The following is a 24,856-nucleotide window of genomic DNA, read 5'->3' on the forward strand; positions in this document are numbered from 1 at the left end:
CGCCGTTTCGCCGCACGACACGGCCGCCCTCAGGGGCGGCCGTTTTTCTTGGCGGGTACCGGCGGCGGCGCCCAGCCGCCCGCCCGCATCCGCTAGAATTGCGGGCACGCGCGACGCCGTCGCCACCGATCCACCATCCGCATCGACGCCATCCAAGCGACGGCCGGTGCGGCCCGCGCCCGAGCCGCGCGAGCGCCGCCCGCCGTTGCCGCGCCCGCCCGGGCGCGCCATCAACCGAATTCAGCTGGAGAAAGACCGTGTTTACTTGCCGAAACCAGAGCTGCGGCACGCAGTGGGAAACGTCCGACGTCGTCATCAAGGACGAGGGCCAGGGGCTGCTGTTCCGCTGTCCGCTGTGCGGCGCGCGCAACTACCTCGAGCGCTTCGAGGACGATGAAGGCAACGTCGCCTACGAACAGCTGGAAGGCAAGCCTTACCTCGGAGACCTCGAATGACGCAACCGACCGCCACGCCCTTCAGCGCGCTGCCGCTGACACCCGCCGCGCTCGCCAACCTCGCGCAGCTCGGCTATGTCGACATGACGCCGATCCAGGCCGCGAGCCTGCCGATCGCGCTGGCCGGCCAGGACCTGATCGCGCAGGCGAAGACGGGCAGCGGCAAGACCGCCGCGTTCTCGCTCGCGCTGCTGGCGCGCCTCGACACGCGCCGCTTCGACGTGCAGGCGATGATCCTGTGCCCGACGCGCGAACTCGCCGACCAGGTCGCGCAGGAAGTGCGCCGCCTCGCGCGCGCCGAGGAGAACGTGAAGGTGCTGACGCTGTGCGGCGGCACGCCGATGCGCCCGCAGGCGCAGAGCCTCGAACACGGCGCGCACATCGTCGTCGGCACGCCGGGCCGCATCATGGATCACCTCGACCGCGGCAACCTGAAGCTCGACGCGCTGAGCACGCTGGTGCTCGACGAAGCCGACCGGATGCTCGACATGGGCTTCTTCGACGACATCGCGAAGGTCGCGCGGATGTGCCCGACGACGCGCCAGACGCTGCTGTTCTCCGCGACCTATCCGGACGGCATCGCGAAGCTGAGCCAGCAGTTCCTGCGCAACCCGAAGGAAATCAAGCTCCAGGAGCGCCATGACGACAGCAAGATCCGCCAGCGCTTCTATGAAGTGACCGAGAATGAGCGGCTGCACGCGGTCGGCCAGTTGCTGAACCACTTCCGGCCGGTGAGCACGATCGCGTTCTGCAACACGAAGCAGCAGTGCCGCGACCTGCTCGACGTGCTGCACGCGCAGGGCTTCCACGCACTCGCGCTGCACGGCGAGCTGGACCAGCGCGAACGCGACCAGGTACTGATCCAGTTCGCGAACCGCAGCTGCTCGGTGCTGGTGGCGACCGACGTCGCCGCGCGCGGGCTCGACATCGCGCAGCTCGAAGCCGTGATCAACGTCGACGTGACGCCCGACCCCGAAGTACACGTGCACCGCATCGGCCGCACCGGACGCGCGGACCAGGACGGCTGGGCGCTGAGCCTCGCGAGCATGGACGAGATGGGCCGCGTCGGCGGGATCGAACAGGCGCAGAAGCGCGAAGTCGAATGGCATCCGCTCGCCGAGCTGACGCCGGCCGGCAACGACACGCTGCTGCCGCCGATGGAAACGCTGCAGATCCTCGGCGGGCGCAAGGACAAGATCCGCCCGGGCGACGTGCTCGGCGCGCTGACCGGCGACGCCGGGTTCGACGGCAAGCAGATCGGCAAGATCAACGTGACCGAGTTCTCGACCTATGTCGCGATCGAGCGCGGCGTCGCGCACGACGCGCTGCGCAAGCTCAATGCAGGGAAGATCAAGGGCAAGCGGGTCAAGGTCCGGTTGATGGACGAAGAGTAAGCCCCGCGCGCGCCGCCACGTCTACGCGGCGCGCTCGCCCAGCATCGCCAGGTACTGCTGTACCGCCCCCCATTCCGCGCCGATCCGGCTAAGCGCGACGAGTTCCGATCGCGGTGTATCGCCAGCCAGTTTCCGGTAAACGACGTTCGGCGCCGCGATCCGGCTGAGCGGCGCCGGCACGATCGACACGCCCAGGCCCGCACCCGTCAGCGCCAGCACCGACAGCGTGCTGCTCACCTGGTGTGCGATGCGCGGCTCACGCCCGAGCACCTGGCGCAGGATCGCCAGTTGCCCTTCGTCATCGCCGTCGGCCGCATACAGGATGAACGGTTCGTCCGCGAGCGCGGCAACGCTCACCGAGCGCCGCTTCGCGAACGGATGCCGATCGCTCATCACGACCTCCCACGACCAGCTGCCGACCGTCCGCACGGCCAGTTTCGCGCCGAAGGCCACGCCGAACGCCGGGCAATAGCCGATGTCGAGCCGGCCCGCGAGAATCGCGTCCTGCTGCGCGGCCGGCGCCATTTCGTACAGGTCGAGCACCACGCCCGGCCAGGTCGCATGAAACTCGGTCAGATCATGGGACAGCCGCCCCGTCGCGACCGCATTTCCGACGAAACCGATCCGCACGATGCCCGTCTCGCCACGCGCCGCGCGCTGGACCAGCGTCTTCGCGCGCTCGGCCTGCTCGAGCGTGCGCTGCGCCTCGATCACCAGCAGCCGGCCGGCATCCGTCAGCGCGACCTTGCGCGTGCTGCGCTCGAACAGCGGCGTGCCCAGTTCCTCCTCGAGTGCGCGGATCTGCTGGCTCAACGCGGGCTGCACGATATGCAGCCGCTCCGCCGCGCGACCGAAATGCCCTTCCTCGGCAACCGCGAGGAAGTAGCGCAAATGACGAAGATCCATGGGGTCGATTAATCACTCAAAACGATCAATCTCGAAATTTAATCTATTGGATTGAAAAATCAAGCGCGCGCATCCTGACGATCAGACGCTGCACCGCAGCGCACTTTCACAGGAGCCGCATCATGTCGTCCAACCGCAACCGCATCGATGTTCACCAGCATGTCGTCCCGCCGTTCTGGGCCGACGCCCTGCCCGCCCACGGCGGCGACCCGTCCGGCTGGGGCAGCCCCACCTGGAGCCCGGAAAGCGCCATCGCGTTCATGGATTCGCTGGAGATCCAGACCGGCGTGCTGTCGTTGACCGCGCCGGGTGTACAGGGCTGGAACGGCCAGGCCAAGCGTGACATGGCGCGCCAGGTGAACGAATACGTCGCCAGCCTCGTCGCGAAATGGCCGACCCGCTTCGGCAACTTCGCGACGCTGCCGCTGCCCGACGTCGACGGCACGCTCGCCGAAATCGACCACGCGTTCGACACGCTGAAAGCCGACGGCGTCGTGCTGCTCAGCAACTATGGCGGCACGTATCTCGGCGATTCGGCCTTCGAAGCCGTCTGGGCGGAACTCGATCGCCGTCACGCCGTGGTGTTCATCCACCCGGCCAAGCCCGCGATCGACGTGCTGCCCGGCATGCCCGGCCCGCTGCTCGACTACCCGTTCGACACGACGCGCACGGCGCTGCAGCTCGTGCTCAACGGCGTGATGACGCGCTACCCGAACGTGCGCATCATCCTGTCGCATGCCGGCGGTTTCCTGCCGTACGCCGCGTACCGCTTCGCGGAACTCGCGCCGGGCGTGCGCAATGACGTGCCGAATCGCGACGGGCTGCTCGACCTGCTGCGCTCGTTCTACTTCGATACCGCGCTGTCGTCGCCGTCGGCGCTGCCGAGCCTCACCGCGTTCGCGCAACCCGATCGCGTGCTGTACGGCAGCGACTTCCCGTACGCGCCGCCGTCGGTCAGCACGTCGTTCACTCATGCGCAGGATGCGTATGCGGCGCTGAGCGCCGACCGGCATGCCGCGCTCAACCATGCGAACGCGCTGCCGCTGTTCCCGCGCCTCGCCGCGCAGGTACGGTAACGCACGATGAAAAACCGCGTGACGCGCCGCGATGGCGGCGTCACGCGTACAACCGACGACCGGCGCCACGCCGGCAGGTCAGAACGGAATAACGGCCTTCGCCCATACGGCCTCGCCAGCCGGCCGGTTGCGGACAAAAAACTCCTTCACGACGCGCGCTTCCACGCTGATCTTGCTGAACTGATAGCGAACCCCCGGCCCGATCGCGAACGCCTGCCCGCGAAACCCGTCGCCTGCGACCGGCTGGCCGTTCTGCATGTCGTCGGTGGTCTGCTTCACGAAATAGCCGGACAACCCGACCCGCACTTTCGGTGTCACCGCATAGCTCGCCGAGTAGTCGAAGTGAAACAGGTTCCCCGAGTGGTAATGCGTGTCGTTGTTCGGCGAGTTGAAGCTGTACGTGATCTTCGCGGATACCTCCACCTTGTCGTTCGGCAGCCACGACACGCCGAATACCGGCCGCGCGGTGTAGTAGTTCTTGCCGGTGTTCAGCGCAGATTGCGCGTCGTACTGCCCGGTCGGGAACACGAACTCGACTGCCGCAACGGTGCGCAACGCGCCCGAACCCCATGCGATCAGCGCGGGGCTGACGATCAGGTCGCCGAAGTTGGTACGGTCGAACGACGCGCCGCCCGCATCGAGCGCCAGATGCTGCATCGGTAGCACCGCATACGCACCGAAACGCCCGCCGAGCACCGACAGGTTCGACATCCAGACCACGCGCGGAATCAGCACGTCCGCATCGAGCTTGAAGCCCGGTACCGAGCCATTGCCATGCGAATCGTTGAAGCGCGACGCATGGTAGTGCGTGTAGTACAGCAATGCGTACAGCCCGGCCGGCGGCAGCGCGCCGGCGAAGAACGCTTCCGCGCCCTCGCCGATCGTGTCGCCGCCGCCCTCCGTCGCGCGGGCGCCAGTGCTCAGCGCCATGCCCGCGCAAGCCGCGAGCGAGATCAGTCCGAATGCAGCCTTTCGTTTCATCGATGTCTCCAATCTTCGTTCTACTGATTTGATTTCTTGTGGTTATCCTGCGTTTCCAGCCCTGCCGATGCGTTATTCGTTGAAGTGGTCGATCACGAGCCGGTTGAAGCGCGCCGCATGTTCGATCTGCGTCCAGTGCCCGCAGCGGCCGAACACGTGCAGCTGTGCGTTCGGCAGCCATTCCGTCAGCGTCAGCGAACTCTCGAGCGGAATCACTCGGTCCTCGCGGCCGTGCACGATCAGCGTGTCGTGCGTCAGCGCGCGCAGCTTCGTCTCGTCGCTCGCGAGCGCATCGACCCAGCGCTGGCGTGGCGCGGGAAACATGTTCGCGAACGCCTCCTGGTAGCCGGGCCGCACGCTGGCGTCGTAGCGCAGCTTCGCGAGTTCGTCGTTCACGAGCGTGCGATCGAACGCGAAGATGTCCAGCAGCGCGCGCATGTTCGCGATCGACGGCGTATAGCCCCACACCGCGTCGAGCCCTTCGGTCAGTGCGAAGCGCGTGCCGGCGGCGCCCATCAGCACGAGCTTGCCGACCCGCTCCGGCGCACGGATCGCGAGCGCCAGCGCGAGCGCGCCGCCGAACGAATTGCCGACCACGTGCGCGCGCTCGACGTCGAGCGCATCGAGCAAGCCCAGCGCATGGTCGACCCAGTGCTCCATCGAATAGCGGTACCCGGCCGGGCGTTCGGTTTCGCCGAAGCCGGCCATGTCCGGCGCGATCACGCGGAACTGCCGCGCAAGCGCGGGCATCGTGAGCCGCCAGTTCGCATAGGCCGTGACACCGGGCCCCGAGCCATGGATCAGCAGCACGGGCGGGCCGTCGCCAACGTCGTGATAGTTCGTGTCGATGCCGCCGGCAACGATCCGGCGGCCGATTTCAGGATTGGATGACATGACGCTCCCCCAGTCGATTCATGTAGACGCGGCGCATCAGCGCCCGCGTTGCTTCGCGCTCTGCCCGCCGATCCCGAAATGCGCCTTCGGCATCTCGGTGATGATCACGCGCACCGATTCGACCGGTGCGTCGAGCGAGCGATGGATGGCTTCGGTAACCTCGGCGATCAAGCGTTCCTTCTTGTCGTCGCTGCGGCCTTCCAGGATGTACAGATGAGCAACCGGCACGATCGGCCTCCCCGTCAGATGAAACGCAGGCCGACCGACCCGACGTCCTGCACGCGCAGCGTCACGCTGTCACCGGCCGCGACGGCTACCGCCTCGGTGATGCCGCCCGACAGGATCAGGCTGCCCGCCGGAATCGATTCGCCGCGCGCGCCGAGATGGTTCGCGAGCATCGCGACCGCGGCGGCCGGATGCCCGAGCACGGCCGCGCCCGCACCGAACGCGACCGGCAGCCCGTTCTTCTCGAGCACGATGCCGAGCGTGCGCAGATCGACGCCGTCCACCGGCAGCGGGCGGCCGCCCGCGACGAAGCGCGCGGCCGACGTGTTGTCGGCCACCACGCTCTTCAGGTCGAATTTGAAGTCGCGGTAGCGGCTGTCGATCACCTCGATGCCGGCGATGACGAAATCCGTCGCGGCGAGCACCGCGCCGATATGGCAGCCGGGGCCTTTCAGCTCGGCCTTCGTCACGAACGCGATCTCGGGCTCCACCTTCGGGTGGATCAGCGCGGACGTATCGCACTCGCCGCCGTCGGGCTGGTCGTAGAGATCCGTGAGGAACCCGAACACGGGCGTGTCGACGCCCATCTGGCGCATCTTCGCGTGCGACGTCAGGCCGGCCTTGTAGCCGACGATCCGCGCGCCGCGCGCGAGCTGCCGGCGGCGGATCGCATCCTGGACCGCGTACGCGTCGTCCCAGTCCATCTCCGGATGGCGGTCGGTAATCTTCGGCGTGTCGCGCGCTTCGCGCATGCAGTCGTCGAGATGCGCGGCGAGCGATTCGACGAGGTCGGTGGTCAGGTTCATGCGGCCTCCCGCTTCGCCTGCGCCGCGCGCGCCTTCGCGAGCGTCAGCGCGGTGTCCTCGATCATGTCTTCCTGGCCGCCGACCATCCCGCGCCGGCCCAGCTCGACGAGGATGTCGCGCGCCGGGATCCCGTACTTGTCGCCCGCGCGCTTCGCGAACAGCAGGAACGACCCGTACACGCCGGCATAGCCGAGCGTCAGCGCATCGCGATCGACGCGGATCGGGAAATCCATCATCGGCACGACGAGATCCTCGGCGACGTCCTGGATCTTCCACACGTCGACGCCAGTCTCGATGCCCATCCGCTCGCACACGGCGACGAACACTTCGAGCGGCGTGTTGCCCGCGCCGGCGCCGAGGCCGGCCGCCGCGCCGTCAATCCGGTTCGCGCCGGCCTCGATCGCCGCGATCGAGTTCGCGATGCCCATTGCGAGGTTGTGGTGGCCGTGAAAGCCGAGTTCGGTATCCGGCTGCAGCGCATCGCGCACCGCGGCGAGGCGCGCCTTCACGTCGTCGGGCAGCATGTAGCCGGCCGAATCGGTGATGTAGATGCAGTTCGCGCCGTACGACTCCATCAGCTTCGCCTGCTTCACGAGCCCTTCAGGGCTGTTCATGTGGCTCATCATCAGGAAGCCGACGGTATCCATGCCGAGCTTGCGCGCCATCGCGATGTGCTGCTCCGACACATCGGCCTCGGTGCAGTGCGTCGCAACGCGGATCGTCTGCACGCCGAGCGCATGCGCCTCCTTCAGATGATCGACGGTGCCGATGCCCGGCAGCAGCAGCGCCGACACCTTCGCGCGCTTCAGCAGCGGGATCACCGCGCCGAGGTATTCGGCGTCGGTGTGTGCGGGGAAACCGTAGTTGACCGACGAGCCGCCGAGCCCGTCGCCGTGCGTGACTTCGATCAGCGGCACGCCGGCCGCATCGAGCCCGGTCGCGACCGCGCGCATCTGGTCGAGCGTCATCTGGTGACGCTTCGGGTGCATGCCGTCACGCAGCGTCATGTCGTGGACGGTGATTCGCTTGCCTTTGAGGTTCATTGCCATTTCCTTGTTCGTCCGGTCATGGGAGAAGCGCGCGTCAGGCTGCCTGCGCGGCCGGCTGGAGCGCGAGGCGGCCGGCCAGCAGTTCCTCGGCAAACATCTCGGCGGTACGCGCGGCGGCGGCCGTCATGATGTCGAGGTTGCCCGCGTATTTCGGCAGGTAGTCGCCGAGGCCTTCGACCTCGAGGTAGATCGACACGCGGGTGCCGTCGAACACCGGCCCGTTGACGAGCCGGTAGCCGGGCACGTAGCGCTGCACGTCGGCGATCATCGCGTGCACCGATTCGACGATGCGCGCTTCGTCGGGCGCGCTTTCCGTCAGGCAATGCACGGTGTCGCGCATGATCAGCGGCGGGTCGGCCGGATTGATCACGATGATCGCCTTGCCGGCCTGCGCGCCGCCAACCTGCGCGACCGCCGCCGCCGTCGTGCGCGTGAACTCGTCGATGTTCTTGCGCGTGCCGGGGCCGACCGAGCGCGACGACACGGTCGCGACGATCTCGCCGTACGCGACCGGCTGCACGCGGGACACCGCGCGCACCATCGGGATAGTCGCCTGGCCGCCGCACGTGACCATGTTCACGTTCATCTCGCCGGAGCCGATGTGATCCTTCAGGTTCACGGGCGGCACGCAGTACGGGCCGATCGCGGCCGGCGTCAGGTCGATCATCAGCACGCCGAGCGCGTTGAGCTTGCGGCTGTTCTCCGCGTGCACGTAGGCACTCGTCGCGTCGAAGGCGATCTGTACGCCGTCGGCCTGCACGTGCGGCAGCAGGCCGTCGACGCCTTCCGCGGTCGTCTTCAGCCCGAGTTCGCGCGCACGCTTCAGGCCGTCGGAATCGGGATCGATGCCGACCATCCAGACGGGTTCGAGCACGGGGCTGCGCATGAGTTTGGCGAGCAGGTCGGTGCCGATGTTGCCGGGGCCGATCAGCGCGCAACGGATCTTTCGGGTCATGGGGATGTCCTCGTTTGCGATTGAATGGGAACGGCGCCGCTCACGCGAACCGCACCGAACACGCGCCGATCCCGCCGATCGACACGCGAAAGTTGTCACCGGGCCCGGCCGGCGCCATCGCGGCCAGCGCGCCGGACAGGATCACCTCGCCGGCCTTCAGCGGAATGCCGAGGCGGCCAAGCGTATTGGCGAGCCACGCGATGGCGTTCACCGGTGAGCCGAGCGCGGCTGCGCCGGCGCCGGTGCCGATCACGTCGCCGTTCTTCTCGAGCACCATCCCGCAGGTCGAGAGATCGACGCGGCGCGTGCTGACCGCTTGGTCGCCGAGCACGAACACGCCGCACGACGCGTTGTCGGCCACCGTGTCGCCGATGCGGATCTTCCAGTCGCGAATGCGCGAATCGACGATCTCGAAGCACGGCATCACGCATTCGGTCGCGGCCAGCACCATCGCGTTCGTCACGCCAGGGCCGAGCAGGTCGCGCTTCAGCACGAACGCGATCTCGCCTTCGGCCTTCGGCTGGATCAGCGTGTCGAGCGCAATGCACGCGCCATCGCCAACCACCATGCCCGACAGCAGGTAGCCGAAATCGGGTTGGTACACGCCGAGCATGTCCATCACGGCTTTCGACGTGACGCCGATCTTCTTGCCGATGACGGTCTCGCCGGCGTCCAGGCGGCGCTGCACGAAGCGCTGCTGGATCCGGTACGCGTCGTCGACCGACAGGTCCTCGTGCTGGGACGTCAACGGCGCGACGGGCGCGCGCGACAACATCGCGTCGTACAGCCGGTCGCCCAACGTGGTAATCAATGTGGAGTCCATAAGCGTTTTCCGGTCGGTAACAGGGGATCAAAGCTTGATGCAGACGTTGCGGAGTTCCGTGTAGAACTCGAGCGAATGCACGCCGCCTTCGCGGCCGATACCCGATTGCTTCGCGCCGCCGAACGCGGTGCGCAGGTCGCGCAGGAACCACGAGTTGACCCACGCGATGCCGACGTCGATCGACGCGGCGACGCGATGCGCGCGGGCCAGGTTGGTCGTCCAGATGGCGGTCGACAGCCCGTACACGTTTGCGTTCGCGCGGCCGATCACCTCGGCTTCGGAGTCGAACGGCATCACGAGCGTGCACGGGCCGAAGATTTCCTCGCGCGCGATCGGCGAATCGTCGCCGAGACCGGTCCAGATCGTCGGCTGCACCCATGCACCGCCGCGCAGATCGTCCGGCAGGTCGGGCACGCCGCCGCCCGTCACGACCGTCGCGCCAAGTTCGGTCGCCTTGCGGTAGTACGACAGCACCTTGTCGCGATGCGCCTGGCTGATCAGCGGGCCGATGCCGGTCGTGTCCGCTTCCGGGCGGCCCGGCCGCAGCGCTTCGGCGCCAGCTTTCAGCGCGGCGACGAAACGCTCGAACAGCGGGCGCTCGACGTACACGCGCTCGGTGCCGAGACACACCTGCCCGGCATTCGCGAAACACGAGCGCAACGTGCCCTCGACGGCCGCGTCGAAGTCGCAATCGGCGAACACGATCGCCGCGTTCTTGCCGCCCATCTCGAGGCTGACGGGCCGCGCGCCGTCGGCGGCCGCCTTCATGATCGCCGCGCCGGTGCGCGTCTCGCCGGTGAACGTGATCGCGTTCACGCCGGGATGGGTCGTCAGGAATTCGCCGGCCGAGTCGGGCCCGAAACCGTGCACGACGTTGTAGACGCCGCGCGGCACGCCCGCCGCGTTCATCACTTCGCCGAGCAGCGCAGCCGTCTGCGGCGTTTCCTCCGACGGCTTCACGACCACCGTGTTGCCGCACGCGAGTGCCGGCCCGACCTTCCACGTCATCAGCAGCAGCGGCAGGTTCCACGGGCAGATCACGCCGACCACGCCGACCGGGCGGCGAATCGCGTAGTTGAGCGCGCCCGCGCCGTCCGGCGTCGCCATTTCGAAGCTTTCGCCCGGCACGTTCTTCACGATGTCGGCGAACACCTTGAAGTTCGCGGCGCCGCGCGGGATGTCGATATGGCTCGCGAGGCTCACCGGCTTGCCGGTGTCGGCCACTTCGGCTTCGAGAAAATCGTCGAAGCGGCGCGTGATGCCATCGGCCACCGCGTACAGGATCTCGACGCGCTGTGCGACCGTGAGGCCGCCCCACGGCCCCGACAGCGCGGCGCGCGCCGCGTGGACGGCCGCGTCGACGTCGGCACGGCTCGCTTCGGCCACGCGCGCGATCACCGCGTCGTCGAGCGGCGAGCGCTTGTCGAACCAGCGTTCTCCGGCGCGATAGCTGCCGTCGATGAAATTGCGGACGAGCCGCACGTCCGGCTGCCCGCCGGCGGGGCCGCGTGTCGCGGCGATGGGTTCGGTGTCGTACATGATGTGTCTGCCGAGTGTCTTGAATCCGTGATCCGGTTGGTTCGTTTCGCGTGTTCGCGTGCCGTGCGTCATTGCGCGCCGAAGCCGGCGGCGGCGAGGCCCGCGTGCGCGCACTGTTCGTCCTGTGCCTCGCTGCCGCCCGACACGCCGATGCCGCCGATCCGCGTGCCGTCGTCGACGATCGGCAGGCCGCCGCCGAACGCGACGAAGCGTGCGCGCAATACGAGCCCCTGCCGCACCGCGTCCGAATGCGTGGCCAGCGCGTCGTGCCAGGCGCCGGTCGGCGCACCGAAGCTCGCGGCCGTGTACGCCTTGTCGATCGCGATGTCGATCGAATGCAGCGGCGCGCCGGGCATCCGCACGAAGGCCGCGAGCAGCCCCGCCGCATCGACGACCGCGACGTTCACGCGCACGCCGAGCCGTTCGGCCGCTTCTGCCGCCGCGTGCGCGGCGCGCGCGGCGTGCGGCCAGTCGATCGTGCGCATCTCGACGCTGCGGGTCGAATCATTCCGTGCCATGACGCAGTGCTCCTTCGCGGGTCAGGTGTAGACGGTCGTGAACGCTTCGTTCAGCTCGCCGGAGTGGAAGAAGATCCCACGCCCGAGTTCGTCCTCGGTCCAGGTCGTGACCGGGCGATCGGGTTGCGCGAGATAGCCGAGCCCCGCGAAGGTTTCGTTGCGGTTGCCGCTCGGATCGAAGAAGTAGATGGTCGTGCCGCGCGTGATGCCGTGCCGCGTCGGTGCGACGTCGATCTTCACCTTGTTCTTCGCCATCACGTCGGCCGACTTCAGCACGTCGGCCCAGTCGTCGAGGAAGAACGCGATGTGATGCAGGCCGTTGCGCGGGCCGCCGACGAACGCGATGTCGTGCGGCGTCGAGCTGCGGAACATCCACGTCGCGGCGCGAATCGTGTTGCCCGGGCCGACCATCACCTGCTCGGCCAGATGGAAGTCGAGGCACTCGGCCATGAAGCGCGTGTTCTCCTCGACGCGGTTCACGCCAGTCTCGGGATTCAACTCGCACATCAGCAGGCAATGATCGAGCCAGTGCACGGCCGACCCCGGAATGTCGTCGGGCCACGGATCGGGATTCAGCGAACCGACGGCCGTGCCGACCTGCTCCTTCTGCGCGAACAGGCGCAGTTCATGCCCGCTCGGCAGCAGGAACCGCAGCTGGCGGCCCACGGCCGGCAGCGCGCCTTCCGGCAGCATCTCGGTCTTGATCCCGTACGCGTCGATGCGCTGCCGCAACGTGTCCAGGTCGGCATCGTGCTCGACCTTGTAGGCCGCATGCTTGAGCCCGGCCTGGTCGGACGGCGACAGGATCAGCGAATAGCGGTCCCATTCGTCCCAGCATTTCAGGTAGACGTTGCCAGCCGCGTCGCGCATCGTCTCCTGCATGCCGAGCACGCGTATGTAATGACGCAGCGCCGCTTCCATGTCCATCACCTTCAGATTGACATGACCAATACGCATCACACCCATGGTGAGTCTCCTCCTTGGTTACTTGTTGAGTTCCGGCGTCCCGGCACAGGCCGAGCCGCAGAAAAACGGCTTCTTCAGCCGGCCGGCCACTTCCAGTTCGACGTCGCCGTCGGCCGTCACGCGGCACGCAAGCGCGTAGCCGTCGCCCTCCTCCTCGGCACTCACGTGCGCGCGGCTGACCGGTCCGAGCTTGCGCACCGCGCCGCGCAGCACGCGCACCTTGCACACGCCGCACCCGCCGTTCAGGCAGCCGACCGGGATGCCGCGCCGGCCGAGCTTCGCCATGCCGGCCAGCAACGATTCGCCGGCTCCGCACGCGTAGCGCTCGTCGGTCTGCGCGATCGTCACCGTCGCGCACACGCGGCCCGCATCCATGTCACACCCGCCGGAACAGCGGGCTGCGCGTCTGTTGCGCGTCGGCCGCCGAAATGAACTTCTCGTGATAGATGTCGCGCTCGAACAGGCGCCCCTGCATAAGCGCGGTGATGCACGCGTCGATCATCGCGGGCGGTCCGCACAGGTAGGCTTGATGTCCGGAAAAATCGCCGTCGAAATGCGCCTTCGCGACGTCGTGCACGAAACCGCTCGCGACGCCGTTACCCGCGTCCGATGCGCCTTCCGACAGCGCCGGCACGTAGGTGAAGTTCGGGTGACGTTCGGCCAGCGCGCGGAATTCGTCGTGGTAATAGAGCTCCTTCGCGTTGCGCTGGCCGTAGACCAGCGTGATTGGCGCGGTGACGCCGCTCGCGAGCAGGTCGGCGATCATCGAGCGCGGGCTCGACAGCCCGGAGCCGCCGGCCATGAAGATCATCGGCAACGCGGCCGAGCGGCGCACGAAGAAGCGGCCGTACGGACCCGACAGCCGCACGCGCTCGCCGGTCGCCAGCTGCTCGTGCAGGTAGCCGGTGCCCAGGCCGCCCGGCACCTGCCGCACGTTCAGCTCGATCTCGCCGGTGGCGGCCACATCGGCCGGTGCGTTCGCGATCGAGAACGCGCGGCTCTGCCCGAGCCCGGGGATTTCAAGCTGCACGTACTGGCCCGCCTGGAAATGGATCGGCTGCGACAGCTTCAGGCGGATCGACTTGATGGTCGGCGTGAGCTGCTCGATGCGCGTGACGTCGGCCGCGAAGTCCTTGACCGGGATGATCTCCGCGTCGGGTTCCTCGTCGACGTCGGCCTCGATCACGGTGTCGGCCTGCAGCGTCGCGCAGCACGCGAGCGCCTTGCCTTCCTCTCGCTCGAAGTCCATCAGCGCGAACGGGTTCGCGTCGCCGAGATCGGTGTCGCCGTCGAGCACCGCGACCTTGCAGGTGCCGCACAGGCCGTGACAGCATGCGTGCGGAATGTAGATGCCCTGGCGCAGCGCCGCGTCGAGCATCGTCTGTCCTTCCTCGACCTCGATCGTGACGCCCAGCGGCTCGATGGTAAGTTGGTGGCTCATGATGGTTCGCTCATCCGCGTGGCGGTCAGAAGCTCGCGCCGCCGAGGCCGTCGAGGCCCGGTGTGCGGAAGCTGATCAGGTCCTTGTGCCCGAGGCCGTTGCCGGCGAGGCTCTTCGCTGCATCCGGCGCCCACGGCTCGCCGGAGCGAAACCACTCGACGCGATCCCAGTCGATCTTCGCGAAGTCCGGGTGGTAGCCGTAGATGGGCGGCAGCACGTCGCGCGCGAGCGCGCCGAACGGCAGGTCGGGCGGCAGCGGCAGGCAGAACGGCGCCGGGAACATCAGGTGGTCTTCCCAGCACACGTAGAGCAGCGGTGCCTGAAACTTCCCGACCGCGTCCTTGATCGGGAAGTCGTAGGGTTTGAGCGCGATGACGGCCATGCTTGTCTCCTGTCGGCCGGCGTTCGCGCCTTCGCGCGTGCGCCGGTCTCGTTCAAGGTTGCGGATTGATCAGTTGCTCGTGGCCTGGCCACGCCATGCCGCGAAGTTCTTCTGGTCTTCCGAGCCGTCGAAATCGAGGTTGTCGCGGCCCATGCCCACCGCGTAGTAATCGAGTACGGCGGCAAGCGGATCGAAGCCTTCCGCAGTCGGATCCGTATCGGGCGGGAAGCAGTTGCCCTGATGGATCTGGTGCACCGGCAGCCACGCCTGCACGTACTTCTGCGGCTCGTGATCGAAGATTTCCTTGCAGTGGTCGCTGCAGAAATGGAACTTGTTGCCGAGGTAGTCCGATTCGCGCGCGCCGATCTTCGTCGGGTTGCCGGGCTCGGTGAACAGCATCGGGATCTGGCAGGTCTGGCACAGCATCGGCAGCGTCTTCATGTAGAAGCGGTTGCCGGCCTTCGCCTGCTCGCCCCAGTAATCGAAGCGCGGGCGGTAGTAGCGGTCGAACGAATCCGGATACTTCGCGGACAGCCATGCCATCTCGTCTTCGCCCGGCACCCACGTATGGAATGCGGACGCCGCGTTGAAGCCGTAGAACGTCGACCACGCCTGGTGGCTGATGTGGTCCTTGCCTTCGCATGCGTCCTGCCAGCCCTTCGGCTCGCGGATCCCGTAGCGCGCGAGATCCTTGAACAGCGCGCCGCCGTTCTGCTCCGCGTACATCTCCCACGATTCGCGCCAGCTCATCACACGCTTCGGCTGCATGTAGTCCATCATCATCGCGACGAGCGTCAGCAGCCGGTAGCCGCGCCAGAACCACTTGTCGATCCAGCGCTGCACGATCGGCACGTTGTCGGGATCCTGTTCGAGCAGGAACTTGATGCACTCGATGCCGAGCGTCATGTGGCGCGATTCGTCCGATTGTGCGGAGAAGCCGAACGTGACGGTCGACATGTCGCCGTTGTACGCGGCGCCCGACATGAACGGCACGAACAGCAGGTTCGTCAGCACGTATTCGAACGAGAAACTCACGGCGGTCAGGAATTCGAACGGCCCCGACGAATACGCATCTTCGAAGAACGACTTCGGCACCGACAGGTACCAGACGCGATCGAACCAGTGGTTCGAGTGATGGAAGCCGTTGAAGAACTTGTTGTACGTCGACATCGCGTGCGTTTCGGTCTGGTAGTGCCGTAATTCGTCGATCGACTGCATCTGGCACGCGATGCGCGCGCCCTCGCCGGTGAAGTGCCGGCCGACGTGCGCGAAGCCGCGGTGCGCGAGGTATTCGAGCGGCGTCACGCCCTGGATGAACAGCTTCAGCGCGTTGATGTAGCGCGCGTCCGTCACGCCGAGGAATGCGTTGTTCTGCGTGAACGCGTCGATCACCGCGTACAGCTTCTTTTCCTTCTCGCCCTGGTATTTCCAGTACGCGTCCATCGTCAGGCGGAACGGGTCGACCCACTTGTCCCAGTCGTGGATCTTGATGCCTTCGTAGCGGTCGTACGGGAAGACCTTGTCCATCGGCTGGTAGGTCGTTTCCCAGCCGAGGCCGCGCGTCATCGCCGCGTAGCGGTCCTTCAGGCCGAGCTTTTTCTTGAGCGTAGGCGTATCCATTCGTGTCTCCGGTGTTGTTGGTGTGCAGTGCGCGGCGTTCAGTGCGACCAGCTCAGCGTGAACTGGTCGTCGTCCTCGTCGATGTGGCCGGACAGCGTGATCAGGTTCACCTGCAGTTGCTGCAGGTCGAAGCGCGTGCCGGTCAGTTCCTCGATCGTTTCGCGGCGGATCGTCAGCCGGTCGGGCGAATCGATCTTGACCATGCCTGGCGACTCGACCACTGTCGCGAGCGGGTTGTCCGCGACGATCGCCTCGACGATCGGTCTGGACTCCTCATTTGCCTGGAAGGCGATGAATACATTGGACATGCTGGTTTCCCTGTTTGAGTGAGTGACGCCTGTCGTCAGAACCCGATGCCGAGCTTCGCGATGCGTGCCTGGAACAGCTCGCGCACTTCGTCGAGCGCCGCACGGCCGTCGTCCCGCAACGCCAGCGCCGCCACCGGCTCGAGCGCCGCATCGGCCCGTGCGGACCAGTCGCGCGTCCAGCGCGCAAGCAGTGCGCGGTTGTCGTCCGATTCGGCCGCCATCGTCTTCACGACCGCGTCGATCCAGCGGGTCGATTCCGTGTGCCATTCGGGCATGAACGCGGTCAGCATCGCGACGGCCGAGCCACCCGCGAGCGCGATCCGTTCGTCGACGAAGCGGTCGTATATGAGCGGATAAAGCAGCCCGTCGAGCGCGAGGTTCTGCGCGACGAACAGTTCGACCGGATCGGCGACGACCAGCGTGTCCTCGACGTAGCGGCGCAGCGGCTGCCACGCGGCGCCGGTCAGCCATGCCGCCTTGGCCGTGTCGAGCACGTCCGGCTCGGCCATCGCAAGCGCGAGACGCGTGAGGTACTGCGCGACGCCAAGGTTGTCCATCGCATGGAACATCGCGGGCGCGGTGAACGCGGTGCCGTAGCCGAGCGCACAGACCTGCGCGTTGTTCATGTTCGCGCCCCACGCCGCGTGGCGCAGCGGCACCAGCACGTCGAGTGCGTGCGCGGCGACGTCGTCGCGCATCAGGCCGATCATCCGGCGCGATTCGACGAACTCGAAATTCGCTTCCATCGTGTCCTGCTGGCGCGCCCGCGCGGTCGCCCACGACGCGTAGTAGAACTGGCGCGGATCCTTCAGCGCATACCAGTTCGCCATCCGGATCGCCGAGCGCGACGCGTCGAAGATTTCGTGATCGGGGTCCCACGTCGGCCGGTAATGGAAGTTCGCCTGGGGCTGCGCGCCCATCATGCCTTCCTGGTAGCGCGTCGCCGTCTTGTCGCCGCCGATGTGCTGCGCGACGTGCGCAAAGGTGTGCCGGAGCGGCTTGATGTCGACTGTCTTCAGCTCGATGGTCACTTCTTGCTCCTCAAGGTCATGGGTTCGCTTCGACGTCCAGCCGCGTGACCTGCTGTTCGCGGCAGAACGCGTCGAAGGCGGCAGGAGGCAACGTCAGCTCGACGCACAGCTCCGGCGCACCGCCGATCGACAGCTCGAATTCGACGAAGCCGCGCGAGTTCGTGCCGGTCACGCGGACGCACTTGCGGCCCGGGTCGAGCGGGGAAAGATCGGTGTCGGGTGGATTCATGTTCGGTGTCGCCTCCATGCCGTCCTTCAATGCAGCATCCGTGCCACACACGACCGGCCTGGCAAAAAATCTCGATAATTCAGGGAAAGCCCTGACGCAAAGTTCGAATTCGCGATCCACAATGGCGGTTAACCAGAATGCAATCCGCGCCCGAACAATCGCGCCACAGCCCAGATCAGGCGGACTTCTTCATCATTTGATCAATCCGGTTCCGCGCATTTGATCAAATGATCAAACCGTCATGCACCCCGGGGCGCCGATTGTGGAAATTTCGAAAATCACGAGAAATCTCGACGGAGGAGACATGACACGGCCCAGCCTGCCCCCCTTGCCGCCGGACACCGACCTGCGCAAGCTGATCCATTTTTCGGCAAGCGACGGCCGCATCTGGCTCGCCGGCCAGCGGATGGTGCTGCTGCATGCCGGGGCACTGGCGACGCTGCGCCAGGAGCTGATGGAAAGCGTCGGGCCGGCGCAGACGCGGCGATTCTTTACCCGCGTCGGCTTCGCCGCCGGCGAACGGGACGCCGCGCTCGCGCGCGAGATTCGCAGCGGCGCGTCGCTGTTCGACATGTTTCATGTCGGCCCGCAGTTGCACATGCTCGAAGGGGCGGTGCAGGTCACGCCGCTGCGTTTCGAAGCGGACCCTGCGACCGGTGCGTTCTATTGCGAGTACCGGTGGGAGCACTCATGGGAAGCCGACGTGCACCGCCGCACATTCGGCCCGCAGCCCGAGCCCGTGTGCTGGATGCTTATCGGCTATGCGACCGGCTATACGAGCGCGTTCATCGGCCGGACCATCCTGTTCAAGGAAACGTCCTGTGTCGGCATGCACGATCCGCACTGCACGATCGTCGGCAAGCCGGCCGACGAATGGCCCGATGCAGAGGAAATTTCATCGTGGTTCAAGGCCGATTCGCTGATCAATACGATTCGCGACCTGCAGACCGAGGTCGAATCGCTGCGCCTCGAGATCGCGCCCGACGACAGCCGGACGCGACTCGTCGGGCGCTCGGATGCGTTTCGCGCCGCGTACGCGCTGCTCGAGACGGCCGCGCCGACCAAGGTCGCCGTGCTGCTCACCGGCGAGACGGGCGTCGGCAAGGAGCGGTTCGCCCGCGCACTGCACAGCCTCAGCCCGCGCGCCGCGAAACCGTTCGTCGCGATCAACTGCGCGGCGATTCCGCACGCGCTGATCGAATCGGAACTGTTCGGCGCGGAGAAAGGCGCGTTCACGGGCTCGCAGGCCGCCCGCGCCGGGCGCTTCGAGCGTGCGAACGGCGGCACGCTGTTCCTGGACGAAATCGGCGAACTGCCGCTCGACGTGCAGGCCAAGCTGCTGCGCGTGCTTCAGGAGGGCGAAGTCGAGCGGCTCGGCGCGACGGAAGGCAGGAAGGTCGACGTGCGTGTCGTCGCGGCGACCAACCGCGACCTCGAACAGGCCGTGCGCGACGGCACCTTTCGCGCGGATCTCTACTACCGGATCAACGTCTACCCCGTACTGATTCCGCCGCTGCGCGACCGGCAGGACGACATCGCGCTGCTCGCCGACGCGATGCTGGAACGCTTCGCGTCGCTGCACGGCAAGCCGGCGCCCACGCTGACCGACTATGCGTATGACGCGCTGCGCGGCTACCGGTGGCCCGGCAACGTGCGCGAGCTCGAGAACCTGATCGAACGCGCGGTGATCCTGTCGCGCCCCAACCGGCCGGTCGACGCGAAGGACCTGTTCCCCGGCGTCGGGCTGCCCGGCGGCGCGACGGTCGACCGTGCGGGGCAGATCCGGCCGCCGGCCGCACTGTCGATCGACTGCACGACGCTCCTCGACCAGCTGCAGGGCGGCGGCGGGCTCGACGGCCTCGAACGCGCGCTGCTGCATGAAGCCGTCGACCGCGCGAACGGCAACCTGTCGGCTGCCGCCCGCCTGCTCGGCCTGACGCGCGCGCAGCTCAGCTATCGCCTCAACCGCAAACAGGATCAGGAGGACGCGTAACATGAACACCATCCTGCCCGCACACCCTTTCGCCGACACGCTGCCCGACGACACGTCGGCAACCGACGATACCGTCGAGCCGCATGCACGCACGCTCAGCGAGCATGCCTACCATCAGCTGCGCCAGCACATCATCGAAGGCCACTACCCGCCCGGCGCGAAGCTGCGCGTCGAGCATCTGAAGAACGTGTACGGCGTCGGTGCCGGCACGCTGCGCGAGGCGCTCACGCGGCTCGTCAGTGATGCGCTGGTCGTCGCCGAAGGGCAGCGCGGCTTTCGCGTGACGCCGATGTCGGTCGACGATCTCGAAGCGATCACGCGGCTGCGCATCCACATCGAGGTCGATGCATTGCGCGAATCCGTGCGACGCGGCGACGACGCATGGGAACAGCGCGTGCGCCACAGCTTCGAGATGCTGTCTGCATGGGAGCAACCGGTGTCGATCGCGCACCGGACCGCGTGGGAAGCCTGCAACCGGCGCTTTCACGAAGCGCTGATCTCGGCCGCCGCGACGCCCTGGACCTACCTGATCCTGCGGATGCTGTCGCAGCAAAGCGAACGGTACCGGCGCGTGTGCATCGGGCTCGGCGATTCGAAGCGCGACGTGCATGCGGAACACACGTGCCTGTTCGAAGCCGCAATGCGGCGCGCGGATGCCCGCGCGGCACTCGCGCTCGAGGACCATATCGGCACGACGCTCGCGGTGGTGCGCAACGCCCCGCCCGGCACGCTGCCGTTCTAGCGCTTCACGACGCGCTCGGGGCGCTCAGGCCAGCTCGGGATAGCCGCGCGCGGCCGCGTCCTGCGCGAACCATGCGATCGTGTCGTAGTCGGCCGGTAGCAGCCGTTCGAATCCCTTCAGCCTCAGCACGCGCGCTCGTTCCGCGTCGGCGGCCACTACTCGATCGAGCGCGTCCCGCAACGCACCGACCTGTATTTCCGGCAGCGCGCGCGATGCGATGAACGGCAATCCCGGCGCGCAAGCCGTCGCGCCGATGATCCGGATGTCCTTCAGCAGATCGGGCAACGCGTCGCGGATATAAGCAAACGTCACGCAGTCGATCGACGCACAATCGGCTTCACCCGACGCCAGCGCACGCAGCACGTTCACGTGCGAGCCGAACGACGTGACCGATCCGAAGAAATGCCCGTCGTGCGCATGCGGCGCGACCGCGTGCCGGAATGCGTTCATCCCGCTGTGTGAATCCTCGCCGTTGAATGCGGCCCGCAGCCCGCGACAGGCGGCGAGCGTCGTCGCGCCGCCCGCATGCACGCGGGCCGACACGACCAGCACGCTGCTGTAGCGCGCCCCATCGCAACCGTCCACGTCAAAAGCGGGCGTCGCGATCAAACGCACGGCGTCGTGCAAACCGAGCATCCGGTACGGGTAGCCGCAGGTCTGCGACAGCAGCAGATCGTCGCGCCGCCACAGCGCATGCAGGTCGTCGAACGGCGCGTCGGGCAGCGCGACGCCGGCAGGGCCACCGGCATTCGCGAACGCATCCAGCGCATCGCGCAGCAGCGCCCGCCACAGCGCGGCGTGACGCGGCGTCACGTTGTACATCGGCAGGGCGGCGATCCATTGGCTCATGCGGGCATTCTACGCAGCGACGGCGGCACAGCGGAAGCCGGTTCGATCGCGCCGGAACGGGGGCACGACCGTCATGCCGCGCCCGAAGCTTATCGGCCGCGTGGCGATAAGCAAATGCGAATCGATTGGTTTGCCGTGCCGCGCGACCCCGGTACCGTCGTGGTGCCTGTCCGAGCATCGCCATCGTGCGCGATGCCGGGGCAGGCCGACCGTGATCCGCGAGACACCTGCGCACCCGGGCCGAGCGCCCCGGTTCTACCGCTCGTTCCCCGCACTGCCCGATCCATCCCGCCTCAACGCCATGGCCGAATACTTCGACGTCGATCACGCGCGCGCCATTGCCGCGCTCGACGCCCGCTTCACCGCCCGCACCGAGTGGCCGACCTGGCTGCTGGTCGCCGTCATCTACGGCGGCTGGCTGGCCGTGCTGCTGCTCGTGCGCGACGGGCACCTGTCGCTCGCGGCCGCGACGCCGCCGCTGATCCTGCTCGGCGCGTGGCATATGTCGCTGCAGCACGAGTTGCTGCACGGCCATCCGACGCGTTCCGCGTTCGTGAACAAGCTGCTCGGCTATCCGCCGCTGACGGTCTGGTATCCGTACACGCTGTATCGCGACACGCACCTCGACCATCATCGCGACGAAGACCTGACCGTGCCGGGCATCGATCCGGAAACGAACTACGTGACGCGCGAACGCTGGGCGCGGCTGCCGCGCTGGCGCCGTGCGCTGACGGTCGCACGCAAGACTTTCATCGGACGAATCGTCGTCGGTCCGCCGCTCGCCATCATCGCGACGGTCGCCGATTCGGTCGCCGCGTTCCGGCGCGGCGACTTCCGCTATCTGCCAATGTGGATGACGCACGTTGCCTGCGTGGTCGTACTGCTCGCCTGGTTGCAATGGGCGATCGGCGTGCCGTGGTGGTACTACCTGCTGGCCGTCACGTGGCCCGCGCTGTCGCTCGCGATGATCCGCTCGCTGTACGAGCACCGCGCCGCGCGGCACCCGAAGGCACGCATCACGATCAACGAGGCCGGCTTCGCGATGCGACTGCTGTACCTGAACAACAACTACCACCTCGTTCATCACGACCTGCCGAAGCTGCCGTGGTACGACCTGCCACGTGCGTACCGGATGCGACGCGACGCATATCTGAAGAAATGCGGCGGCTTCGTGATCCGCGGCGGGTATCGCGAGTTGCTCGCACGCCATGCGTGGACGCCGACCGATACGCCCGTGCATCCATTCGACGAAGGCACGGCATCGCTGTCGACGGGGAGCGGCGTGAAGGTGGCCGTGGTCGACACGGTGCTGCAGATCAGTACGTGACGCCCGGCAGGGCCATCGGTCCACCGACGTTGGCGCCAATCCTTACGAAATGCCGACAATATCGTTCTTCGCCGGCGAATTGCCAATTGCGCCGGCAATGCCCAGAATGACGGCTCATCCGGGGCTTCCAACAATCATTCGCCCCGGCTCTGCCTCGCGGCCGCGCGCCGCATTCCCCGACGACGATGCAACCGAACTCCCCGCCCGGCACGATCCGAACGATCGGCAACGACTGGTCCGTTTCCGCGATCACCGCGGGCTTTCTCGCTGTACTGATTTCCTACGCGGGCCCGCTCGCGATCTTCTTCCAGGCGTCGCAGGCCGCGCACGTGTCCAATGAAATGGTGTCGTCGTGGGTCTGGGCGATCTCGATCGGCGCGGGCGTATCGGGCCTGTTCGCGAGCTGGAAGATGAAGGTGCCGATCATCACCGCGTGGTCGGCGCCCGGCACCGCGCTGCTCGTCGGCCTGTTTCCGCAACTGACGCTCAACCAGGCCGTCGGCGCGTACATCACGGCCGCGCTGATCATCCTGCTGATCGGCGTGACGGGCTATTTCGACCGGCTCGTGCGCCACATTCCGCGTGGCATCGCGTGCGGGATGATGGCAGGCATCCTGCTGCCGTTCGGCATGCATGCGTTCTCCGCCGCGTCGGATCAGCCCGTGCTCGCCTTCGGGATGATCGCGGCCTACGTGCTCTTCAGGCGCCTGCTGCCGCGCTACAGCATCGTGCTCGTGCTGCTGACGGGCGCCGCGCTCGCGACGCTGCTCGGGATGACGCATCTCGGCAACGTGTCGCCGAGCATCGCGCGCCCGCTCTTCATCGCGCCCGAATGGACGCTCGGCACGACGCTCAGCCTCGCGTTGCCGCTCGTCGTCGTGAGCCTCACCGGCCAATTCCTGCCGGGGATGACCATCCTGCGCGTGTCCGGCTACCACACACCGGCGCGCCCGATCATCACCGCGACCAGCGTGATGTCGCTCGTCGTCGCCTGCTTCGGCGGAATCACGATCGTCGTTGCCGCGATCACCGCGGCGCTGTGCACCGGCAAGGACGCGCACGAGGATCCGGACCGGCGCTACATCGCCGGCCTCGCGAACGGCGCGTTCTACCTGATCGGCGGGCTCTTCGCGGGCACGATCGTTACGGTGTTCTTCGCGCTGCCGAAGGCGTTCGTCGCGATCCTCGCGGGGCTCGCACTGATCGGTGCGATCAGCGCGAACGTGCACGGGATCTTCGAGGACGAGAACCACCGCGAAGCGTCGGTGATCACGTTCCTCGCGACCGCATCGGGGATGACGTGGCTCGGCCTCGGCTCCGCGTTCTGGGGGATCGTGATCGGGTCGCTGTCGTATGCGGTGCTGAACAAGGTGCGGCCGGCGGCGTGACGTCCGTCACGTACACCACGCGCTGCCGCTTCGATCAGCGTGCGTGCTGGCGCACCAGTTGCGAGAGCGCATCTGCCGGCGGCGTCGTCCCGTAAGCGCGTTCCGACACGCCCGCCTCGACGTCGATCTCCCCGGCGTTGTGCACGTCGTACAGATCGACGATCAGCTGTGCATGTCGTTCGCTGAGCCCGGCGCGCAGCAGCGTCGCATTCCACGTGTCGCGCGGCAGCTCATGCGCGACGATCGAGCGGCCGGCCGCCGCGCCGAGCGTATCCGCGATTGCCGTCACGCTCACCCGCCGCGGCCCTTCCACGCTGACGATACGCGGTCCGTTGCCACCTTCCGGTGCATCGAGCAGCAGCCGCGCCGAGACGACACCCACGTCGGGCGCCCAGACCGTCGGAAATACCTTGTCGACCGGATGGTGGAAGCTCGGCAGCACGCCCGTGCCGAGCGCGACCGGCAGCACGCGCGCCCAGTTCTGCAGATGCTCGGCCGACCGCAGCAACGTCAGCTGCGTCGGGATCGTCTTCAGCCGTTCCTCGAAATGATGAAACAGGCGGGTGATGCCGGTATTGCCGTCGCGCTCCGCGCCGTAGTCCGATAGCGCGAGCAGTGCCGGCGGCGGGTTCGCGGCGAGCGCGGCGGCGGCCACATCGATCGTTCGCGTCATCGTCGCGGCGGGATCGGGGTCGGCGACCGGCACCGGGCACAGGATCTGCACGGCCTGTGCGTCATCGATTGCTGCGGCGATTGCATTCGCATCCGTCAGCTCCGCGATCGCGACATCGCAGCCGAGTTGTGCGAAACGGTCACGATGGTGTGCGTCGTGCAACACCGCGCGTACGGAATGGCCTGCGTTGCGCAAGGTCGTCACGGTCGACAGGCCGACGTTGCCTGATGCTCCGAAGATCACGAACACGGTTCGCTCCTGGGGGGATGAAGGTGCGGTGATTGTC

27 protein-coding genes are annotated in these 24,856 nt (G+C 67.2%); 7 read left to right on the forward strand and 20 right to left on the reverse strand.

Annotation, left to right across the window (positions count from 1 at the left end; all coding sequences use genetic code 11):
• Positions 1-257: 257 nt before the first annotated feature.
• Entirely contained in the window at positions 258-455 is a 198-nt protein-coding gene (locus tag U5809_RS20305; protein WP_282508003.1) for a hypothetical protein, read from the forward strand.
• The gene (gene dbpA, locus U5809_RS20310; protein ID WP_322087865.1) at positions 452-1,849 is read left to right on the forward strand and encodes an ATP-dependent RNA helicase DbpA; all 1,398 of its coding nucleotides are present in this window, start codon (positions 452-454) and stop codon (positions 1,847-1,849) included. Before U5809_RS20305 ends, dbpA begins: the two co-directional genes overlap by 4 nt.
• A 21-nt stretch (positions 1,850-1,870) precedes the next feature.
• Here dbpA and U5809_RS20315 read toward each other — a convergent pair whose 3' ends face one another.
• Positions 1,871-2,755, reverse strand: a complete 885-nt coding sequence (locus U5809_RS20315) for a LysR substrate-binding domain-containing protein (RefSeq protein WP_322087866.1) — start codon at positions 2,753-2,755, stop codon at positions 1,871-1,873.
• Positions 2,756-2,877: 122 nt separating this feature from the next.
• Here U5809_RS20315 and hndA point away from each other — a divergent pair, with 122 nt between their 5' ends.
• A complete protein-coding gene (gene hndA / locus U5809_RS20320) occupies positions 2,878-3,831 on the forward strand; it encodes a 2-hydroxy-1-naphthoic acid nonoxidative decarboxylase (RefSeq protein ID WP_322087867.1) in 954 nt (317 codons plus the stop codon).
• A gap of 78 nt (positions 3,832-3,909) precedes the next feature.
• Here the strand turns inward: hndA and U5809_RS20325 are convergent, their stop codons facing one another.
• From U5809_RS20325 to U5809_RS20405, 17 genes are all read right to left on the reverse strand, one after another.
• A complete protein-coding gene (locus U5809_RS20325; RefSeq protein WP_322087868.1) occupies positions 3,910-4,812 on the reverse strand; it encodes a transporter in 903 nt (300 codons plus the stop codon).
• A 72-nt stretch (positions 4,813-4,884) separates the two neighbouring features.
• Positions 4,885-5,706, reverse strand: coding sequence for an alpha/beta fold hydrolase (locus U5809_RS20330; protein ID WP_322087869.1), 822 nt, complete (start codon positions 5,704-5,706; stop codon positions 4,885-4,887).
• Positions 5,707-5,742: 36 nt separating this feature from the next.
• Positions 5,743-5,934, reverse strand: coding sequence for a 2-hydroxymuconate tautomerase (locus U5809_RS20335; protein WP_059684940.1), 192 nt, complete (start codon positions 5,932-5,934; stop codon positions 5,743-5,745).
• Between the two features lie 14 nt (positions 5,935-5,948).
• Positions 5,949-6,737 (reverse strand): 2-oxo-3-hexenedioate decarboxylase, encoded by a 789-nt coding sequence (gene dmpH, locus U5809_RS20340; protein ID WP_322087871.1) that lies wholly within the window; start codon positions 6,735-6,737, stop codon positions 5,949-5,951.
• Positions 6,734-7,780 carry a 4-hydroxy-2-oxovalerate aldolase gene (dmpG, locus tag U5809_RS20345; RefSeq protein ID WP_322087872.1) on the reverse strand — a complete coding sequence of 349 codons (1,047 nt, stop codon included), beginning with the start codon at positions 7,778-7,780 and terminating at the stop codon, positions 6,734-6,736. Before dmpG ends, dmpH begins: the two co-directional genes overlap by 4 nt.
• A 40-nt stretch (positions 7,781-7,820) precedes the next feature.
• Complete coding sequence (locus U5809_RS20350) at positions 7,821-8,741, reverse strand: acetaldehyde dehydrogenase (acetylating) (RefSeq protein ID WP_322087873.1); 921 nt, start codon at positions 8,739-8,741, stop codon at positions 7,821-7,823.
• 40 nt (positions 8,742-8,781) lie between these two features.
• Positions 8,782-9,564 (reverse strand): 2-oxopent-4-enoate hydratase, encoded by a 783-nt coding sequence (gene dmpE / locus U5809_RS20355; RefSeq protein ID WP_322087874.1) that lies wholly within the window; start codon positions 9,562-9,564, stop codon positions 8,782-8,784.
• Between the two features lie 27 nt (positions 9,565-9,591).
• On the reverse strand, positions 9,592-11,103 hold the full coding sequence (locus U5809_RS20360; protein WP_322087875.1) for a 2-hydroxymuconic semialdehyde dehydrogenase: 1,512 nt from the start codon (positions 11,101-11,103) through the stop codon (positions 9,592-9,594).
• A 68-nt stretch (positions 11,104-11,171) separates the two neighbouring features.
• Entirely contained in the window at positions 11,172-11,621 is a 450-nt protein-coding gene (locus tag U5809_RS20365; RefSeq protein ID WP_322087876.1) for a heme-binding protein, read from the reverse strand.
• Positions 11,622-11,642: 21 nt separating this feature from the next.
• The gene (locus tag U5809_RS20370; protein WP_322087877.1) at positions 11,643-12,587 is read right to left on the reverse strand and encodes a catechol 2,3-dioxygenase; all 945 of its coding nucleotides are present in this window, start codon (positions 12,585-12,587) and stop codon (positions 11,643-11,645) included.
• Between the two features lie 18 nt (positions 12,588-12,605).
• Positions 12,606-12,962 carry a 2Fe-2S iron-sulfur cluster-binding protein gene (locus U5809_RS20375; RefSeq protein WP_060358328.1) on the reverse strand — a complete coding sequence of 119 codons (357 nt, stop codon included), beginning with the start codon at positions 12,960-12,962 and terminating at the stop codon, positions 12,606-12,608.
• Position 12,963: 1 nt separating this feature from the next.
• Positions 12,964-14,028 (reverse strand): phenol 2-monooxygenase domain-containing protein, encoded by a 1,065-nt coding sequence (locus tag U5809_RS20380; RefSeq protein ID WP_322087878.1) that lies wholly within the window; start codon positions 14,026-14,028, stop codon positions 12,964-12,966.
• A 25-nt stretch (positions 14,029-14,053) separates the two neighbouring features.
• Positions 14,054-14,410 (reverse strand): phenol hydroxylase subunit P4, encoded by a 357-nt coding sequence (locus U5809_RS20385; protein ID WP_322087879.1) that lies wholly within the window; start codon positions 14,408-14,410, stop codon positions 14,054-14,056.
• Between the two features lie 69 nt (positions 14,411-14,479).
• Positions 14,480-16,030: an aromatic/alkene/methane monooxygenase hydroxylase/oxygenase subunit alpha gene (locus U5809_RS20390; RefSeq protein WP_322087880.1), complete on the reverse strand. Its 1,551-nt coding sequence runs from the start codon at positions 16,028-16,030 to the stop codon at positions 14,480-14,482.
• Positions 16,031-16,068: 38 nt separating this feature from the next.
• Positions 16,069-16,338: an MmoB/DmpM family protein gene (locus U5809_RS20395; RefSeq protein WP_059684923.1), complete on the reverse strand. Its 270-nt coding sequence runs from the start codon at positions 16,336-16,338 to the stop codon at positions 16,069-16,071.
• Between the two features lie 35 nt (positions 16,339-16,373).
• The gene (locus U5809_RS20400; protein WP_322087881.1) at positions 16,374-17,369 is read right to left on the reverse strand and encodes a phenol hydroxylase; all 996 of its coding nucleotides are present in this window, start codon (positions 17,367-17,369) and stop codon (positions 16,374-16,376) included.
• A 16-nt stretch (positions 17,370-17,385) separates the two neighbouring features.
• Positions 17,386-17,598 (reverse strand): phenol hydroxylase subunit, encoded by a 213-nt coding sequence (locus U5809_RS20405; protein ID WP_226127088.1) that lies wholly within the window; start codon positions 17,596-17,598, stop codon positions 17,386-17,388.
• Between the two features lie 304 nt (positions 17,599-17,902).
• Here U5809_RS20405 and U5809_RS20410 point away from each other — a divergent pair, with 304 nt between their 5' ends.
• A complete protein-coding gene (locus tag U5809_RS20410; protein ID WP_322087882.1) occupies positions 17,903-19,591 on the forward strand; it encodes a sigma 54-interacting transcriptional regulator in 1,689 nt (562 codons plus the stop codon).
• Position 19,592: 1 nt separating this feature from the next.
• A complete protein-coding gene (locus tag U5809_RS20415; protein ID WP_322087883.1) occupies positions 19,593-20,333 on the forward strand; it encodes a GntR family transcriptional regulator in 741 nt (246 codons plus the stop codon).
• A gap of 24 nt (positions 20,334-20,357) precedes the next feature.
• Here the strand turns inward: U5809_RS20415 and U5809_RS20420 are convergent, their stop codons facing one another.
• Positions 20,358-21,182, reverse strand: a complete 825-nt coding sequence (locus tag U5809_RS20420; RefSeq protein WP_322087884.1) for a phosphate/phosphite/phosphonate ABC transporter substrate-binding protein — start codon at positions 21,180-21,182, stop codon at positions 20,358-20,360.
• A gap of 301 nt (positions 21,183-21,483) precedes the next feature.
• Between U5809_RS20420 and U5809_RS20425 the strand changes: the two genes are divergently transcribed.
• On the forward strand, positions 21,484-22,509 hold the full coding sequence (locus U5809_RS20425) for a fatty acid desaturase (protein ID WP_322087885.1): 1,026 nt from the start codon (positions 21,484-21,486) through the stop codon (positions 22,507-22,509).
• Positions 22,510-22,694: 185 nt separating this feature from the next.
• The gene (locus U5809_RS20430) at positions 22,695-23,897 is read left to right on the forward strand and encodes a benzoate/H(+) symporter BenE family transporter (RefSeq protein WP_322087886.1); all 1,203 of its coding nucleotides are present in this window, start codon (positions 22,695-22,697) and stop codon (positions 23,895-23,897) included.
• A gap of 34 nt (positions 23,898-23,931) precedes the next feature.
• Here the strand turns inward: U5809_RS20430 and U5809_RS20435 are convergent, their stop codons facing one another.
• Positions 23,932-24,819 (reverse strand): NAD(P)H-binding protein, encoded by an 888-nt coding sequence (locus tag U5809_RS20435; RefSeq protein ID WP_322087887.1) that lies wholly within the window; start codon positions 24,817-24,819, stop codon positions 23,932-23,934.
• Positions 24,820-24,856: the final 37 nt, after the last annotated feature.

Origin of the sequence: Burkholderia sp. BCC1999, from assembly GCF_905339975.1 — a bacterium.
Classification (GTDB): domain Bacteria; phylum Pseudomonadota; class Gammaproteobacteria; order Burkholderiales; family Burkholderiaceae; genus Burkholderia.